Source organism: Paenibacillus arenilitoris, assembly GCF_014705655.1.
GTDB lineage: Bacteria > Bacillota > Bacilli > Paenibacillales > Paenibacillaceae > Pristimantibacillus > Pristimantibacillus arenilitoris.
The window spans coordinates 105,418-121,395 of sequence record NZ_JACXIY010000015.1 but is presented as its reverse complement, the minus strand read 5'-3'; the positions used below and the strand labels follow the sequence as shown (position 1 = coordinate 121,395).

The 15,978-nt window shown below is 58.0% G+C and carries 22 protein-coding genes; 3 read left to right on the top strand and 19 right to left on the bottom strand.

The features are described from left to right. Positions 1 to 51: 51 nt before the first annotated feature. From IDH41_RS13320 to IDH41_RS13230, 19 genes are all read right to left on the bottom strand, one after another. Positions 52 to 966 (bottom strand): polyprenyl synthetase family protein, encoded by a 915-nt coding sequence (locus tag IDH41_RS13320; RefSeq protein ID WP_223829705.1) that lies wholly within the window; start codon positions 964 to 966, stop codon positions 52 to 54. A gap of 2 nt (positions 967 to 968) precedes the next feature. Further along, entirely contained in the window at positions 969 to 1,226 is a 258-nt protein-coding gene (gene xseB, locus IDH41_RS13315) for an exodeoxyribonuclease VII small subunit (protein WP_190861781.1), read from the bottom strand. After that, the gene (gene xseA / locus IDH41_RS13310) at positions 1,210 to 2,580 is read right to left on the bottom strand and encodes an exodeoxyribonuclease VII large subunit (protein WP_190861779.1); all 1,371 of its coding nucleotides are present in this window, start codon (positions 2,578 to 2,580) and stop codon (positions 1,210 to 1,212) included. The genes xseB and xseA overlap by 17 nt, the downstream gene beginning before the upstream one ends. 8 nt (positions 2,581 to 2,588) lie before the next feature. Continuing rightward, positions 2,589 to 3,449, bottom strand: a complete 861-nt coding sequence (folD, locus tag IDH41_RS13305) for a bifunctional methylenetetrahydrofolate dehydrogenase/methenyltetrahydrofolate cyclohydrolase FolD (protein WP_190861777.1) — start codon at positions 3,447 to 3,449, stop codon at positions 2,589 to 2,591. Between the two features lie 52 nt (positions 3,450 to 3,501). Beyond that, positions 3,502 to 3,945: a transcription antitermination factor NusB gene (gene nusB, locus IDH41_RS13300; protein WP_190861775.1), complete on the bottom strand. Its 444-nt coding sequence runs from the start codon at positions 3,943 to 3,945 to the stop codon at positions 3,502 to 3,504. Positions 3,946 to 4,087: 142 nt separating this feature from the next. Further along, complete coding sequence (locus IDH41_RS13295; protein WP_317890741.1) at positions 4,088 to 4,330, bottom strand: DUF2273 domain-containing protein; 243 nt, start codon at positions 4,328 to 4,330, stop codon at positions 4,088 to 4,090. A gap of 2 nt (positions 4,331 to 4,332) precedes the next feature. Beyond that, positions 4,333 to 4,890, bottom strand: a complete 558-nt coding sequence (amaP, locus tag IDH41_RS13290) for an alkaline shock response membrane anchor protein AmaP (protein ID WP_190861773.1) — start codon at positions 4,888 to 4,890, stop codon at positions 4,333 to 4,335. A gap of 99 nt (positions 4,891 to 4,989) precedes the next feature. Continuing rightward, entirely contained in the window at positions 4,990 to 5,397 is a 408-nt protein-coding gene (locus IDH41_RS13285) for an Asp23/Gls24 family envelope stress response protein (RefSeq protein ID WP_190861771.1), read from the bottom strand. 139 nt (positions 5,398 to 5,536) lie between these two features. Continuing rightward, positions 5,537 to 6,892: an acetyl-CoA carboxylase biotin carboxylase subunit gene (gene accC, locus IDH41_RS13280; protein ID WP_190861769.1), complete on the bottom strand. Its 1,356-nt coding sequence runs from the start codon at positions 6,890 to 6,892 to the stop codon at positions 5,537 to 5,539. A gap of 55 nt (positions 6,893 to 6,947) precedes the next feature. After that, positions 6,948 to 7,448: an acetyl-CoA carboxylase biotin carboxyl carrier protein gene (gene accB / locus IDH41_RS13275; protein ID WP_190861767.1), complete on the bottom strand. Its 501-nt coding sequence runs from the start codon at positions 7,446 to 7,448 to the stop codon at positions 6,948 to 6,950. A gap of 246 nt (positions 7,449 to 7,694) precedes the next feature. Then, positions 7,695 to 8,315, bottom strand: a complete 621-nt coding sequence (locus IDH41_RS13270) for a SpoIIIAH-like family protein (RefSeq protein WP_190861765.1) — start codon at positions 8,313 to 8,315, stop codon at positions 7,695 to 7,697. A 33-nt stretch (positions 8,316 to 8,348) separates the two neighbouring features. Next, positions 8,349 to 8,978 (bottom strand): stage III sporulation protein AG, encoded by a 630-nt coding sequence (gene spoIIIAG, locus IDH41_RS13265; protein ID WP_190861763.1) that lies wholly within the window; start codon positions 8,976 to 8,978, stop codon positions 8,349 to 8,351. A 29-nt stretch (positions 8,979 to 9,007) separates the two neighbouring features. Continuing rightward, the gene (gene spoIIIAF / locus IDH41_RS13260) at positions 9,008 to 9,769 is read right to left on the bottom strand and encodes a stage III sporulation protein AF (protein WP_190861761.1); all 762 of its coding nucleotides are present in this window, start codon (positions 9,767 to 9,769) and stop codon (positions 9,008 to 9,010) included. 18 nt (positions 9,770 to 9,787) lie between these two features. Beyond that, positions 9,788 to 11,035, bottom strand: coding sequence for a stage III sporulation protein AE (gene spoIIIAE, locus IDH41_RS13255; RefSeq protein WP_190861759.1), 1,248 nt, complete (start codon positions 11,033 to 11,035; stop codon positions 9,788 to 9,790). Positions 11,036 to 11,040: 5 nt separating this feature from the next. Beyond that, positions 11,041 to 11,436 carry a stage III sporulation protein AD gene (gene spoIIIAD / locus IDH41_RS13250; protein ID WP_190861757.1) on the bottom strand — a complete coding sequence of 132 codons (396 nt, stop codon included), beginning with the start codon at positions 11,434 to 11,436 and terminating at the stop codon, positions 11,041 to 11,043. Between the two features lie 40 nt (positions 11,437 to 11,476). Further along, entirely contained in the window at positions 11,477 to 11,680 is a 204-nt protein-coding gene (gene spoIIIAC, locus IDH41_RS13245) for a stage III sporulation protein AC (protein ID WP_119799452.1), read from the bottom strand. Positions 11,681 to 11,695: 15 nt separating this feature from the next. After that, a complete protein-coding gene (gene spoIIIAB, locus IDH41_RS13240) occupies positions 11,696 to 12,214 on the bottom strand; it encodes a stage III sporulation protein SpoIIIAB (RefSeq protein ID WP_190861755.1) in 519 nt (172 codons plus the stop codon). Then, positions 12,211 to 13,257 carry a stage III sporulation protein AA gene (gene spoIIIAA, locus IDH41_RS13235; protein WP_190861753.1) on the bottom strand — a complete coding sequence of 349 codons (1,047 nt, stop codon included), beginning with the start codon at positions 13,255 to 13,257 and terminating at the stop codon, positions 12,211 to 12,213. The genes spoIIIAB and spoIIIAA overlap by 4 nt, the downstream gene beginning before the upstream one ends. A 102-nt stretch (positions 13,258 to 13,359) precedes the next feature. After that, complete coding sequence (locus tag IDH41_RS13230) at positions 13,360 to 13,626, bottom strand: YqhV family protein (protein WP_190861751.1); 267 nt, start codon at positions 13,624 to 13,626, stop codon at positions 13,360 to 13,362. A gap of 150 nt (positions 13,627 to 13,776) precedes the next feature. Between IDH41_RS13230 and IDH41_RS13225 the strand changes: the two genes are divergently transcribed. From IDH41_RS13225 to IDH41_RS13215, 3 genes are all read left to right on the top strand, one after another. Further along, complete coding sequence (locus IDH41_RS13225) at positions 13,777 to 14,604, top strand: phosphosulfolactate synthase (protein WP_190861744.1); 828 nt, start codon at positions 13,777 to 13,779, stop codon at positions 14,602 to 14,604. A 57-nt stretch (positions 14,605 to 14,661) separates the two neighbouring features. Then, positions 14,662 to 15,372 carry a 2-phosphosulfolactate phosphatase gene (locus IDH41_RS13220; protein WP_190861742.1) on the top strand — a complete coding sequence of 237 codons (711 nt, stop codon included), beginning with the start codon at positions 14,662 to 14,664 and terminating at the stop codon, positions 15,370 to 15,372. A gap of 92 nt (positions 15,373 to 15,464) precedes the next feature. Beyond that, positions 15,465 to 15,920 (top strand): DUF441 domain-containing protein, encoded by a 456-nt coding sequence (locus tag IDH41_RS13215; protein WP_190861740.1) that lies wholly within the window; start codon positions 15,465 to 15,467, stop codon positions 15,918 to 15,920. The last annotated feature ends 58 nt before the right edge of the window (positions 15,921 to 15,978 follow it).

The following is a 15,978-nucleotide window of genomic DNA, read 5'->3' as shown; positions in this document are numbered from 1 at the left end:
TATAACATACCGATCACTGTTTCCCAACAAATACGGCGGCGCTTTCCCGCGCTAATGATCGCGGCGCACGAGATAATCCGCGATTTCCAGCAGCCGGTCCGGCTTGGCGAAGCCTGCTTCGAGGACGGCGGATTTGGCTTCCTGCGTAAGCCGCTCCACTTGAGCCATGCTCGCTTCGATGCCGATCAAATAAGGATAGGTGACTTTATTCTGCTGGACGTCGCTGTTCGTCTTCTTGCCCAGCTTCATCTCGTCGCCGATCAAATCCAGGATGTCATCCTGAATCTGGAAGGCCAGCCCGATGTTCCGGCCGTATTTCGCCAGCAGCTCCAATTGCACGGCAGACGCACCGCCGATGCGCCCTCCCGCCGTCACCGAGAATACGATCAGGTCGCTCGTTTTGTGAAGATGAATGTATTCCAGCTCTCCAATGGACGTCATGCCCTGCTCGCCGAGCATGTCGGCCGCCTGGCCGCCGACCATCCCGGGAGCGCCGGCCAGTCTGGACAAATCCTCGACGATGGCAAGCGCGGCTTCCGCGCAGACGGTACCGGAACGCCCGGCCCGCGCAATCAGATGGAAGGCATGCGTCAGAAGCGCGTCCCCCGCGAGAATCGCCATAGCTTCTCCGAACACTTTATGGTTCGTCGGCTTGCCTCTGCGGAAATCGTCGTTGTCCATCGCCGGCAAATCATCGTGGATCAAGGAATACGTATGAATGTACTCCACGGCGCAGCCGACCGGAAGAGCGGCGTCGAAAGCCGACTTTTGGCCGGATACCGCTTCGGCGGCGGACAATACCAGCGCCGGGCGAAGCCTCTTGCCTCCCGCTTCGAGCGAGTAGAGCATCGCTTCCCGAAGTCGTCCGGGCATATCCCAACCGGCTGGAAGCGATTGCTTGAGCGCGGCTTCCGTGAGCTCCGCGCAAGAAGTTAAATATGCTTTTATTTCGAGCCCGTCGTTCAAGCTTATTCCCCTTTATCTTCGTTTACGGGCGTCGCAAACGGTTTTTTCTGAAACCCATTCTCCGACTCGATCAACAGCTCGATTTTCCGTTCGACCTGTTCCAGCTTGCCTCCGCACAGCTGAGACAGCTTCATGCCTTCCTGGAACAATTCGATCGCCGTCTCCAGCGGGACGTCGCCGTTCTCCAGCCTCGTCACGATCGATTCGAGCCGTTCCATCGCCTGCTCGAACGTAAGTTCCGCGTTATTCGTTGCTTCCATCGCTTCGTTCTCCCTTCAATGATCGGACAAGGCAGTCGAGCTGGCCGTCCGCTACTTTTACCGTTACGGCGTCTCCGGGCCGCACCTCGGCAATCGACTTGATTAACGTCTTCTCCCGCTCGTCGTACACGAGGCTGTAGCCGCGGGCCATTACCTTAAGCGGACTCAAGGCGTCCAATTGCCTGATCGATCCGTGAAGCGTTTGCTTCTTATTCTTCACGACCGCCGTCATCGCTTGTTCAAGGCGATTGCTCGCGCTCTCCAGCCGTTTCGCCGCGAATGCCGCTCTCTCTCCCGGATGATGGGCCGCAAGCGAAGCGCGCAGGCGGGAAATCCGCAAGTAACCTTTCTCCGCGATCATCCTCGTCCGCCGCTCCAGCTGCTCCTTCAACCGATCATGCCTTTGCGCCTGTTCCAGCAAATATTTGCGAGGATGCATGAAAAAAGGAGAACGTCTGATTCGATTCAGCTTCTCTTTCTCGTCCTGAACGAGATAACGCATGCTCTGGACGATCCTTTGCTTCTGCCGCTGGAGCTGCTGCTTCAGCTCGGCGATATTCGGAACGGCTAGCTCGGCGGCAGCCGTCGGCGTTGCCGCGCGCAAATCCGCCGCGAAGTCGGCGATCGTATAATCCGTCTCGTGGCCGACGGCGCTGATGACCGGAATGGCCGATCCGGCTATGCTGCGCGCGACCGCCTCCTCATTGAATGCCCAAAGCTCCTCGAGCGAGCCGCCGCCTCTTCCAACAATCAATACGTCGGTTTCGGCGAAACGGTTCATCGATTCGATCGCCTTCACGATGGAAGGTGCCGCCTGCGCCCCCTGAACGAGCACCGGGTAGATCAAAATCGGAATGGACGGGTATCGCCGCTGCAGCGTAATGATTATATCCCTTACGGCCGCTCCCGTCGGGGACGTAATGACGCCGATCGCGCGCGGGAAGCGCGGTATCGGCCGTTTGCGGGCAGCCGCGAACAAGCCTTCCGCTTCGAGCTTTGCCTTCAGCTGCTCGTAGGCGAGGTAGAGGCTGCCGATGCCGTCGGGCTGCATCGCCGTTACATAAAATTGATAATTGCCGTCCCGTTCGTACACCGACACGTTGCCTCTTGCGATCACTTTCGCGCCTTCCTTCGGAATGAAGGGAAGACGCTGATTATGGGAGGCGAACATAATGCTCTTAATCTTGCTATCCCTATCCTTAAGCGTGAAATACATATGGCCGCTGGAGTGGTGAGTGAAATTAGAAATTTCGCCCCGAAGCCAGACGTCGCTTAACAGATTGTCCGACTCCATCTTCATCCTTATATATCGGTTAAGCTCTTTTATGGAATAAATACGCGGCTGTTCCGCCATGCCGAACGTCACTCCTTGATTCCGTTTGCCCGCTTGGCCGCCGTAATCGTATTTTTCATCAGCATCGTAATCGTCATCGGTCCTACGCCGCCCGGAACGGGAGTGATGTAGCCGGCCGTCTCCAGGCAGTCCTCGTAATCGACGTCCCCGGCCAGCTTGCCGTCGGGGAGACGGTTAATGCCGACGTCGATAACGACGGCGCCCGGTTTCACGTATTTGCGGCCGATCGCTTTCGCCTTGCCGATTGCAACGACGAGAATGTCCGCTTGCTTTGCCAGCTCCTCCATATTCGCCGTTCTCGAGTGGCATACCGTTACCGTCGCGTTCTCGCGGAGCAGCAGCATCGCAACCGGCTTGCCTACAATATTGCTTCTGCCGATCACCACCGCATGTTTGCCCGAAATATCGACGCCGCTCCGTTTAATGAGCTCGATGACGCCGGCAGGCGTGCAAGGCAGCAGGCTGTCGTCACCGATGACGAGATTGCCGACGCTTTCCGGATGGAAGCCGTCGACGTCCTTGGTCACCGCGATCGCATCGATGACCGCTTTCTCGTTAATATGCTTCGGGAGCGGCAATTGCACGAGAATCCCGTTAATCGAGTCGTGCTTGTTCAACCGGTCGATGAGGGCGAGCAGCTCCCCTTCGCCCGTCTCGGATGGCAGGCGGTGCACCTCGGAATAGAAGCCGAGCTGCTGGCATGCCTTCTCCTTCGAGCCGACGTATACTTTCGAGGCCGGGTCCTCTCCGACGAGAACGACCGCAAGGCCGGGAACGATTCCTTTCGCTTTAAGCGCTTCCGTCTCCGCGATCAACTCGCCGCGAATCCGATCGGATATTTTTTTTCCTTCGATGATTTGTGCGCTCATGGCTTATGTCTCCTTTTTGGTATCGGATGAATGTATGGTTGCGTCGCAAGGATTATGATTTCAGCTCGTTAATGCCAAGCAGCAGCTTGCCCAGCACGCCGTTAACGAACTTGCCCGATTCCTCGGTGCCGAAGTGCTTCGCAAGCTCGATCGCTTCGTTGATCGCCGCTTTCGGCGGAACGTCGTCGCGAAATACCATCTCGTAGCAGGCAAGACGCAGCACCTGACGGTCGACGCGCGACAACCGGTCTACCTGCCACCCCGTCAAAAACTGCTGCAGCATGCCGTCGATCGCCTGCTTCCTCTCGAGGACGCCGAATACGAGCTCGCGCACGAATTCGTCCGTGCTGCCGATCTCGGCCGGATCCCCGCCGATTTCGTTGTCCTGGCGAAGCTCGTCCATCAGCATATCGACCGCTTCCTGCGCCGACACCTCGTTCATTTCCATTTGATATAAGCTCGCAACAGCGATTTCACGTGCTAATCTACGTTTCATATGACCTCCGCGGCAGCATGATTGCCGATTGAATTGAATGCTTTCTTTGATGCGTTCCACGCTTTTCAAAAAATCCTATGATCTCCTCCCTGCCCCGAATAAGCGGCAATCCGGAATACGGAGTACGGAGGAGACCACAGGATCATTTAAATGGTCGAAACCTTTCGAGCAGCGAGTGCCAAATCCGCTGCCACGGAAAGATAGGCCCGTTGTTCAGTTCTTTTTGCAGGCCGACCCAATAACCGATCGAAACTAGCAGCCCTACAAAAAGCATATCCCAAAAACCGACAAACAAGTATAGCAGGCCGAAAAACAATCCCGTCGCCGCGCCGGCCGCGCGCTTTCCGTAAACCGCCAGGAACTCCCTCCACATCAGTAAGCCCACCTCTATTCCACGCGACTCTTAAACGTTCCCGTTTGGATGATGTTCGCCACATAAACCGAAACATGGGTGACCGGTATGCCGGCAATGTCTTCAATATGTTCTTTGACGGCCTTCTGAATCTCTTCGGTCAGTACGGGGATGGAGCTCTCGCCGTCTACGACAGCGCGGATCACGATGTCGAGTCCCGCGTCGGTCGCGCGGATGCGCGCGCGCAGGTCCTTGACTCCGCGTTGGCGGGAAGCGGCTTTCAGCGCCAAATTTTCAATCGTCTCAAGAGAAATACGGATATCGCCGAAGTCGGTTCTTTGGTCGATGGATGGAGCGGAAGCCGAGCCGCGCTGCAGCGACACGATGAAAAACCGCAGGCTTAATACGAACAGGACGAAGCCGAGCACCGCGGTCGTAATTTGCAGCGAATCCAGCCGGTATAAATCGCCGATCAGATCGTTCATAAGACCGATCGATATTCCTCCGAAGCCTACGATGAGCAGGAAGACGGATAGGCATCCGATTATAATGCTGTACAAAAACAAAAGCAGCTTGTCCGCGACTTTAACCAAACGTATTGCCTCCTCCTGTGAAGCCGAATGAAAACCCCCTTGCGCCGAGCGGCATGCCCATTCACGAGGGGGTTGTACGGAATTCAGTTGAACTTTTGATTATTTTACCCGGTTCGGATGCTCTTCTTCCTCCGGTTTATCTACCGCTTTAAAATGCACGTCGTGAATATGTACGTTCACTTCGACGACGTGAAGACCCGTCATCATCTCGATCGAACGTTTCACGTTTCGCTGGATTTCCGAAGCGATTTCGGGAATCCGGTTGCCGTATTCGACGATGATCGAGACGTCTACCGCAGCTTCGCGCTGACCGACCTCGACTTTGACGCCTTTGGATAAATTTTTGCGGCCAAGAAGCTCAACAATGCCTCCGGCAAATCCGCCGCTCATTCCGGCTACGCCCTTCACTTCAATCGCGGCGAGTCCGGCGATCACTTCGATGACCTCGGGCGCGATCTGAATGGTGCCCATATCCGTTTTCTCAAAGTCCGCAGCGATTATGCTCATGATGGTTGTACACCTCCTTAAAGTTGCGCGTCCCCCGGCTCCGCGGCCGGGATTTTTAACCGCATCTTGTTAATATACTATAACATTCGGCATGAAATATGACAAACGATACAACTTGTTCACATTTTGCCGCCGAACTTTATTCGGGTGCGTTAATATCATGTTCTTCAAGGAACTTGATGTCGAAGTTTCCTTGAATGAATTTCGGATGATTGAGAAGCTTCAAATGGAACGGAATCGTCGTCCGGATGCCTTCGATCGCGAACTCGGACAACGCGCGCTTCATGCGGGCGATCGCTTCCTCGCGGGTAGCTCCCCATACGATCAGCTTCGCGATCATCGAATCGTAATGCGGCGATATCGTGTAGCCCGGGTACACCGCGCTGTCGACGCGCACGCCCGCGCCGCCCGGCGGCAGGTAGAACGGGATCGGTCCCGGCGACGGCATGAAGTTGCGCTCGGAATCTTCCGCGTTGATCCGGCATTCGATGGACCAGCCGTTAATCTTCAAATCGCGCTGCGAGAACGAAAGCGGATTGCCCTCCGCGACCGAGATCATTTCCTTGATCAGATCGACGTTCGTGATCATCTCGGTAACCGGATGCTCGACCTGGATTCTCGTATTCATTTCCATGAAGTAGAAGTTGCCGTCCGGTCCGAGCAGAAACTCGAGCGTTCCCGCGCCCGAATAGTTCACGGCGAGCGCCGCGCGGACGGCGGCTTGCCCCATCCTCTCGCGCAGCTCCGGCGTCAAAACGGCGCAAGGCGCTTCCTCCACCAGCTTCTGCCGCCTGCGCTGCACGGAGCAATCGCGCTCGAACAGATGGACGGCGTTGCCGTGCTTGTCGGCCATGATCTGGATTTCCACGTGCTTCATTCCCGTCAAGTACTTCTCCAAATAGACGCCGGCGTTGCCGAACGCCTTCTGCGCTTCCTGCTGGGCGGTCGTGATTTGCTGCACGAGCGATTCCTCGTCCTCGGCGATGCGGATGCCCTTGCCGCCGCCGCCGGCAGTCGCCTTGATAATGACCGGATAGCCGATCCCGCGGGCGACGCGGACGGCTTCCTCCATGCTCTCGATGAGACCGTCGGAACCCGGGATGATCGGCACGTCGGCCGATTGCATCGTCATCTTGGCTACCGCTTTGTCGCCCATCTTGCCGATCGCTTCCGGAGACGGGCCGATGAACGTAATGTTGCAGGACTCGCATATTTCCGCAAAGTCGGCGTTCTCGGCCAGGAAGCCGTAGCCGGGATGGATGGCGTCGCACTCGGTGATCGTCGCGACGCTCATAATATTCGTCAAATTCAAATAACTGTCCTTGGAGGCGGTCGGCCCGATGCAGTACGCTTCGTCGGCTAACCGGACATGCAGCGAGTCCCGGTCCGCTTCGGAATAGACGGCGACCGTGCCGATGCCGAGCTCGCGGCAGGCGCGAATGATTCTGACCGCGATTTCGCCGCGATTCGCGATTAATATTTTGTGAAATTTCACGTAGGAACCCCTTTCAATCGTCAGTTTCCCTGTTGAAGCTAAGCCAAGCGGCCGCTTATTCCGGCTTAACCAGGAACAACGGCTGGCCGTATTCCACGAGCTGGCCGTTCGATACGAGAATTTCGACGATTTCGCCGCGAACCTCGGCTTCAAGCTCGTTCATCAGCTTCATCGCTTCGAGAATGCAGACGACGCTCTTCTCGTTCACGCGGTCGCCGACCTTGACGAAGGACGGAGCGTCCGGCGATGGAGCGCTGTAGAAGGTCCCTACCATAGGCGATACGATCTGGTGCAGGTTGTCCGCGGCAGGACTTGGCGGCGCGGCATCGGCCGCCGGGGCTTGCGTAACCGCTCCCGCGGCCGGCTGCGCGGCCGGTGCGGCCAGAGGCGCAGGCGAGTATGTATGCGTAACGGGCGCCGCTTGCACGTTCACCACTTCGGTTTTGCCGGGCTTGCGGATAAGCAGACGAGTCCCTTCGTTTTCGATTTCCAGCTCATGAACGGAAGTTTGATCGACCAGCTTGATCAATTCTTTAATCTCGCTCAGTTTGAACATGAATATTTTCACTCCTTAAATTTGCGATAGCAACAATGCCCGTCGGGGCCGTTCAGGCTGTTCTCTGAACCCAATCTATCCATTTCTTTCACATAACGTTTAACATTATAACATAAACAAGCCTGAACACGAATCATTTTTTGCGGGCAGCCCTCCCCGGCTGCCAAAGAAGCCCCTGTCTTCCACGGCGGCGGAGCCGGGGGACAGGGGCTTTCCGGACGGCGCCGCGCTGCGGGCGGGGCCTGATTACGGCACGTATTGGACGGATACTTGGTTCGCGTCCACTTCCATCGTGCTCATGACGAGCTTGATGATGTCTGCGGCCTGCTTCTTCTCAAGCTTTTCGCTGGTCACGACAACTTTGAGGCGGTCGCCTTCCTCGGCGACGAGCGCCATCTCGTACGATTTCATGAGCTCGGATTCCAGGTTCGTAATTCTCGCGTTCTTGTCTTCGAGCTGCTCGAGCTCCGCTGCCGCGGCAACGGCTTCCTCTTCCTTGCTCTGCGTCTGGGAGATGGCCGCCATGATGCGGTTCTCCGCTTCGGCGTTCTCCATTTCGCGCTTGGCCAGCAGTTCGCTGAAGATGCCTCCCGACGCCAGTCCCTGCTCTTCCACTTGATCCAGAATTTTTTGTTCCGCTTCGCTGATTGCCGTCCCTTCGCCGCCTGGCTGCTCCACTTCGTTCACGACGAGCCCGTCTCCTTCCGCGGAAGCTTCCGTCGCGTTCTGCGCCCCTTGCTCGGTCTGCGTGCCGTCCGTGAGCACTTCCGGCGATTCCATGTCCTGCGTGAATAGGTAGTAAGCCGACAGCACCACCATCAAACTAAGCATCGATACGAGCCATACCGTTTGTCTTTTCGTGTTCATGCGAACACCCTCCCCGATTTCGTAATTTTTTGGTTATTGCTTGCTTGGCACGACGGATATCCGGTTGACCGGAACGCTGACGCCCTTCTCCACCGCGTTCACGATGAGGCGCCTGACCGTCGCGTTCTCCGCTCCCTTGGCGACGATGAGAATGCCGCGGATGCGCGGGTTGATCGTTTTGGTCACGATCGGCTTCTGGTCGCCCGCCACTTCGTACAGCACGACCTGCCCGTCCCTGGTGATCGACGTAATATGCCGGCGTCCGCCGTTTTTATCGTTCTCGTCCGTGGTCTGCTGCGACTCCTGCTCGTTCTCCTTCACGACGATCTCCTCCGTCGAATCGACCGTGACCAGCACGTCGACCGTGCCGACGCCGACGATTTTCTCCAATATTTCCTTCAGCCTCATCTCCAGCGGATGTTCGATGGCCGCGAACGGAGACGTATCCGCGCTCGCGCCGCCCCATGCCGGCTCGGCCTGCGGCGGCGGATTCGGATCCTGCGCCGACGTGCCGACTTCCTTGTACGTCAAGAATGAATTCATAATCATCAGCGCCGCGCCAATCCCTCCGACGATCAGCAATATTCGCAGCGTTCGTACCCGCTTCGGTCCGCCGGGACCGCCGCCGAATGCCGATTCCAAACCGTTCAGCCATTTGGACACCGCGCCGTTCCTCCTCTCCGTTCCAGCATTTAATGCGTAGCCTCACGACCCGCGGGCAACCTTACGACGATTTGCTCTTCGCCGACGCCCCAGCCCCGCGCAATAATCGAGCCGATCGCCGCGGCCGTCGCCGGATCGGCCCTCGTCCACCGGCCGGACTCTCCCGGCGGCTCATCGGCCCTTCCCGCCTCGCCCGCCGGTTCTTCCGCGCCCGCTTCCCGCGACGCTTCTCCCCCGGCGCCCTCCACGTCGACCATAACGCTTACCGGCTCCACCTCTTCCACCGTCGCCTCGCCCTCCCCTTCGCCGCCTTCTTCCTTCCCGGCGGCCTTGAGCGTAACGACGACTTGGCTAATATACGGCGTCCGGACGCCGGACTGGTCGACCCACTTCAGCGAGGCGTCCACGCTCTCGACAGGGGCGCCGCCCCGCTGCGTCAGCTCGTTCTTCATCGCGTCCTCGAGCGTCTTCTCCGCGAGCCCGGCCGCCTCGAGGTTCCGCTTCTCGCTCAACTGCTCCGCGTCCCGGCGGATTTGGCCAAGTCCCGTCATCGGCACCTCGCGCATCATCGCAGTCTCGCTCCACAGCCCGTCAATGCCGTCCAGTCTGGCGCTTACGTCGCTTTGAAGCAGCTTCAGAATCGGCGAGAGAATCGTCAGCAGGATGAACAAGCCGATAACCAGTCTGGCGTACCGAAGCATGGCTTTGTTCGGGAGCAGCAGCTCGACGAATACCGCCAGCAGGATTACCGCGATAATGTCTCTCAGCCAGTCGCCTAACCATCCGACCAATTGTTCTCGCCCCTTTCCTTATCTCACCATCAGGGCCGCGTTGCCCGCCGTCAAAATGATCGTGACCGCCAGGAAAAACATGAGGCTGACGGCCGCCAGCGCCGCGAAGACGTAAATCATCGTCTTCCCGATCGTCGACAGGCAAGTAACGATCGGCGAATCGCCGAGCGGCTGCATGACCGCCGCCGAAACGTTGTAAATAAGCGCGAGCGTTAAAATTTTGATGGCGGGAAACGCGCTGATGAACAACAAGACGATTACGCCGGCAATCCCGATCGCGTTTTTGGCCAGCATCGAAGCCGATATGACCGTATCCGCGGCGTCCGAGAACATCCGCCCGACGACGGGTACGAAATTGCCCGTCACGTATTTGGCCGTCTTCAGCGTGATGCCGTCCGTCACCGCCCCCGTCACCCCTTGGACGGAGATGACGCCGAGGAAGATGGTGATGAGCACGCCCATGACGCCGACCGCGATCGTGCGGAGCAAATTCGCCAGCTGCGTGACCTTGAACTTCTCCGACAGCGCGCTCGCGATATGAAGCACAGCCGAGAAGAACAGGAGCGGGAACACGAGCGTGTAAATCAGCGTTCCGACGGCATGGATCATGAAGATGATGAGCGGATGGAGAACGGATACCGTCACGACGTTGCCCATTGAAGCAAGAAGCGTAAGCAGCAGGGGCACCATGGCCAGCATGAATTCGATCATGCTCTCGATCGCGCCCTTGGCGTAGCCGATCGCGACGTTAAAGCTGTTGACCGCGATAATGATCAGCACCATGTACGTAATCGAGTAGGCGACCTTGCTGACGGCGTTCCGCTCGAAGGCGTTTTGCAGCGTCTCCAGCACCATGCTGAATACGGTCAGCATGACGATCGTGACGAGCAGCTTGCCGTTGTAAAGCACCTCGTGCCAAAAATATTTGAGCAAGCCCTTCAGCATATCCGTCAGCTTCAGCCCGTCGCCGCCCGGCATGATCATTTCGATGAAGCTCGGCACGCGCTGCTCGGGAAAAAATCCGCCGTATTCGCTGCTCAGCTTCTGCCAGTAGGACTCGACGGCGTCCGTGTCCAGACTGCCGATTTGGTCGCTCGTGAGCTCCTTGGTCAGCTCTTCCTGCCTGTCCCGGCCGCCGGCGGCCGGGTCTTCCGCGGCCGAAGCGAACGCATGGCCGTCGTTCGGCGCGAAGGCGAGCAGGAAGGCCGATACGAGAAGGAAAAGCGCCAGCTTCACCCCGTCGCGTGCGAAAGCGGGATTTATCATGCGCGTCAGCTCCCGGCCGGCAGCAGTCCGATAACGGTCTCGACGATGACGCTGATGATCGGTACGGCCATGACGAGTATGAACACTTTGCCGGCGAATTCGATTTTTGAGGCGATGCTTTCTTGTCCGGCGTCTCTCACGATTTGCGCGCCGAATTCCGCAATATAAGCGATTCCGATAATTTTCAAAATCGTCTTCAAGTAGATGGAAGGAATGCCCGACCGATTGGCCAAGTCTTCCAGCACCGAAATAATCACTTCGATTTTGCCGATCAGATACAGGAAGATGAACAGACCCGTAAAGACGGCAAGCAGAAAAGCGAACATCGGCTTCTGCTCCCGGACGACAAGTATGAGTACGGTAGCCAACAGGCCGAGACCGACGATTTGAATGATTTCCACTGCGCTCACCCGCTTGCTTGCACGTCCTTTAAGCAGACGCCTACTGAAACAAAAAGATCGTTTTGATTTCCTGAAACAAATCGTTGAGGAGCCTAACGACCATAAACAATACGACGACGAATCCGATAACCGTTACCCAATGCGCCATATCTTCCTTTCCCATTTGCTTGAGAACCGAGTGAATCATCGCGATGATGATTCCGATTCCGGCGATTTGGAAAATGGCGCTCACATCCATGTTCATCTGTGCGGCACCCCATTACACCATCAAAATGACGATCAGCACAGCGATCAGTATCCCGAGACTTTTCCACATTTTCTCGTAACGCGCTTGATCGTCTCTCGCTGCGTCCTCCTCTGCCTTCAGCTGCTGCAAAGCCAGTCGTATATGCTTCATCTGGTCTTCCTTGTCGCTAATTCCGAGCGTCGAGCCAAGCCGGATAAGCACGGCCTGCTCGCCGCCTCGCATCGACGTGGCTCCCCATTGCGCTTTGACCGCCTGCTCCCAGCTTTCGCGGAACGTGAAGCTCTCGGTCTCCCATATTCCGGTCGCGGCTTTGCCGAAGATCGAAGCGATCGGCTCCGGCGCGGCGGCTGCCGTTCGCTCCAGCGCTTCCGGGAGCGGGGTGTGCCCGTACCCGATTTCCGTCTCGAGCCGCTGCAAGGCATGCGCGAGCTGGCGCAGCTGGCGGGGGCGCTCGGCGTATCCGGCCGCCTGCTGAAAGCCGATCATCGCGCCGGCGAACAGGATCAGCACCGCCCCAAGCAGCTTGATCACGGGTCATCAGCTCGCTGCCTGCCGATCGAGACGTGAACCGGACCTTCCCCCGCCCGCTGCGAAGGCGGCAAGTCGCGGGGTGCCGGCCGGCCCTGCGTCTCTGCCGATACGACGCGGTGCATGACGCCCTGCTCGGTACGTTTAAGCTCGACAACGTGGGTGAATGCCCCGTCGTCCAGCAGCTTGCGCAGCACGGGCCGCCCTCTCGCGTCCTGCAAATCGTAGGCGTGGGCGGTAGCGACGACGCTGACGCCCGCATGGCTCGCCTCCCGGATCGCTTCGCCGTCCTCCGGCCGTCCGATCTCGTCGGCGACCAGCACCTCGGGCGACATCGACCGGAGCAGCATCATCATGCCTTCCGCTTTCGGGCAGGCATCCATCACGTCGGTTCGCGGGCCGACGTCGAACGTCGGTATGCCGCGCACGCAGGCGGCGATTTCCGAACGCTCGTCCACGATGCCGACTTTTCGCCCCGGCCAGCCGCTTGCCTCGTAGCCCGGCCATAACCCGTAGCTGACCGTTCGGGCCATATCGCGCACAAGCGTCGTCTTGCCCTGCTGCGGCGGCGCGAGAATAAGCGTCGAATGCAGCGTCTTCCTTGCACGGTCGATCAGCTTCGGCAGCAGAAGGGCGCTGGCGCCGATCACTTCCCGCGCCACCCGGATATTGAAAGCGCCGATATCCCGGATCCCCCTCACCGCGCCGCCTTCGAGAATCGTCCGCCCGGCGAGCCCGATCCGGTGGCCGCCGGACACGGTGATGAAGCCCCTGCGCAATTCCTCCTCCATGGCGTAAAGCGAATAGTTCGTAATTCTTTCGAGAAGCTTCCGGCATGTATCCGCCGAAGGCTTGTACGCCCCGTCTGCCGTCTGCCTTAAATTCCCATCGATCGTCATGAATCTGGACATTCCCCGAAATCCGACCTCGAGCGGCCTGCCTTCCCGGATCCGGATTTCCTCAAGCTGCTCCTGCATTTGTTCTGGAAGGCGCTCCAGCAGCGTTTTCAACTCCGCGGGCAGCAAATGCACGACGCGTGCGAGCATGTATCCATCACTCCCGGATGTTTGTCCTTCGTAGTTCCTATGTGTATGCTTATCCCCCAAAAATATGTCTCCCGACTTTCCCGTTGCTAGATTAAAAGTCTATTATTTTTTCAATATGCCGATCATCAGGCAGATGACGCCGGCCGCTACCCAGACGAACTTCGCCGGCGACAGCTTATCCGACAAGCCGACAAGCCCGATCGTCGTCGTCGCGATCAAGATGAGCGGTCCTACGAGCGCCAGCGAAGAATTGACGACCAGCGCCTTATCGATTTGGTTGAGACGAAGCATCAGGAGCGCGGCGCAAATTTCGATGGTGCCCGACGTCAGCCGGAGCGAAGCCATGGTCAGAACGATTTTATTGAGCATGAACGAGTCCTCCTCTCGTGAATGGTCCGTGACATAACTATATGCTCGCTTGTCCCCCTTTCATGCCGGGCACCTGCCCACCGGCAGCTGCATATAGTGAAGAATTGATTCACCCGATTCACGATTTTACGCAAAGAGGAGACAACGAGGATGAAAATCGCGACTTCAGAAGAGTGGCAAACCGCGCTGCAGGACCCAAGCGGGAAACGGGCGTCGAACCGGAAGAGCCGGACCGGCCTCACGATGGTCATCGACAAGGGGATGGGACCGCATGCGTTTTCGGATTTCGTACAGCTTGGCGGTCCGCATGTCGACATCGTTAAGCTTGCGTTCGGCACATCCGTTCTTTATTCCCCCGAGCTGCTTCGCGATAAGCTGAAGACGGCCAAGGAGCACGGACTCATCGTCATGCCGGGAGGCACCTTGCTGGAGGCGGCCGTGCAGCAGCAGTCCGTCGGTTCGTTCCTGGATGCGATATGCGCATTCGGCTTTAACGGACTCGAAATTTCGGACGGCACGATCGAGCTGGACCGCGGAAGAAGGACTTCGTTAATTAAAGAAGGGATCAAGCGAGGGCTGTACGTCGTAACGGAATACGGCAAAAAAGCGGCCGGCTCCATGGTCGATCCCGACGAGCTCGCCTTTACGGCCGACTGCGACTTGGAAGCGGGCGCCGCCCTCGTCACGGTCGAAGCGCGCGAATCGGGAATGAACGTGGGATTATTCGATTCGGAAGGCAACTGTCAGGAGGAAGCGCTTCAAGAAGCGCTCGCCAAAGTCGGCGACGCCAGCCTTCTCATGTGGGAAGCGCCATTAAAGCAGCAGCAGGTCTATTTGCTGCAGCAGCTGGGCTCGAACGTCCATCTCGGCAACATTTCGCCGGCCGATGCGCTTGCCCTGGAGGCGATGCGGCGCGGCCTCCGTTCGGATACGTTCCATTTCGGCCACGCGTCGGAACCGTATATTTATATGATCTGAACCGGCGGATAAAGATAGAAGAGCGGTTGGAAACGATAGGAAAGGCGGGTTGATCAGGTGCAGGTTCAAGTCATATCAAGCGTGAACGAAGCCAGTACGGCAAGGTTTCATCATAAAACAGCCGTTATCATCGACGCGCTCCGGGCAACGAGCACGATCGTCACGGCGATCGCAGCAGGGGCTTTATGCGTCATTCCGGCCGAAACGGTGATGGAGGCAAGGGCGCTGCAGCGTCCGGGAGATTTGCTTGGGGGGGAGAGGTTCTGCCGGCGAATCGCCGGCTTCGACCTCGGAAATTCGCCGGAGGAGTATACGGAGCAGGCCGTTGCCGGCAAACGGATCGTGCTGACGACGACGAACGGCACCCGCGCCATTCATAAAGCGATGCGCGCCGACTATGTCCTGACTGCTTCTTTCCTGAACGCGGATGCGTGCGCGCGGGCCGCGGTCGATCTGCGCCGCGACGTCGTTATTTTATGCGCGGGCAGCCACGATGAATTCGCGATCGAGGACGGATTATGCGCGGGACTCGTGCTCGATCGTATGCATGCCGCTCTCGGCGGCCCGATCGATATGGACGATTTCGGCACCGCGATGCTGGCGATGTACAAGGACCGATCCGCCCGTTTAAAGGAAACGATCATGAACGGCAGCTCGGGCAAACGTCTCCTGAAGCTCGGTATGAAGCGGGATATCGAGGCTTGCTCGGCGGTCGACGTCTATCGAGAGGTTCCAAGGCTGAACGGCGATCAGCTTACGAGAGGATAACAGACATAAGGGGACGGGATTGTCCATATAAATGAATAACCGCGGCCGATTCGCCGCCGCGATTATTTTGCTCGCGTGAGGAGTCCATGGCAATGGCTGGAGAAATCGTTTTGGTTGCTCTTATCATCATCGGATTAATCGGACGGTCGCCGATTATCGCGACGGCCGCCTGTCTTCTGCTTGCGATCAAGCTCGTACATCTGGAACGATTTCTTCCGACCGTCGAACGTCGCGGACTCGAGCTAGGCCTCCTGTTCCTGACGTTAAGCGTGCTGGTTCCGTTCGCGGCAGGCAAAATTCAGACGAAGGACATTACGGCCATCCTGACGACCTGGCCGGGATGGCTCGCCCTGCTCGGCGGCGCGGCGGCCACGTACATTAACGGCAAAGGGCTCGACCTGCTGCGAATCGATCCACAAATCATCGTCGGCCTCGTCATCGGCTCGATCATCGGCATCGTATTCATGCGCGGCGTCCCGGTAGGGCCGCTCATGGCTGCGGGCATTACCGCGATATTGTACAAGCTGTTCAAATTGCTGAGCGGATGATCGCCGAGCAAACCGAAGAGGGGATACCCCGGTGGCACGAATCTTCGCGCCTGCGGGG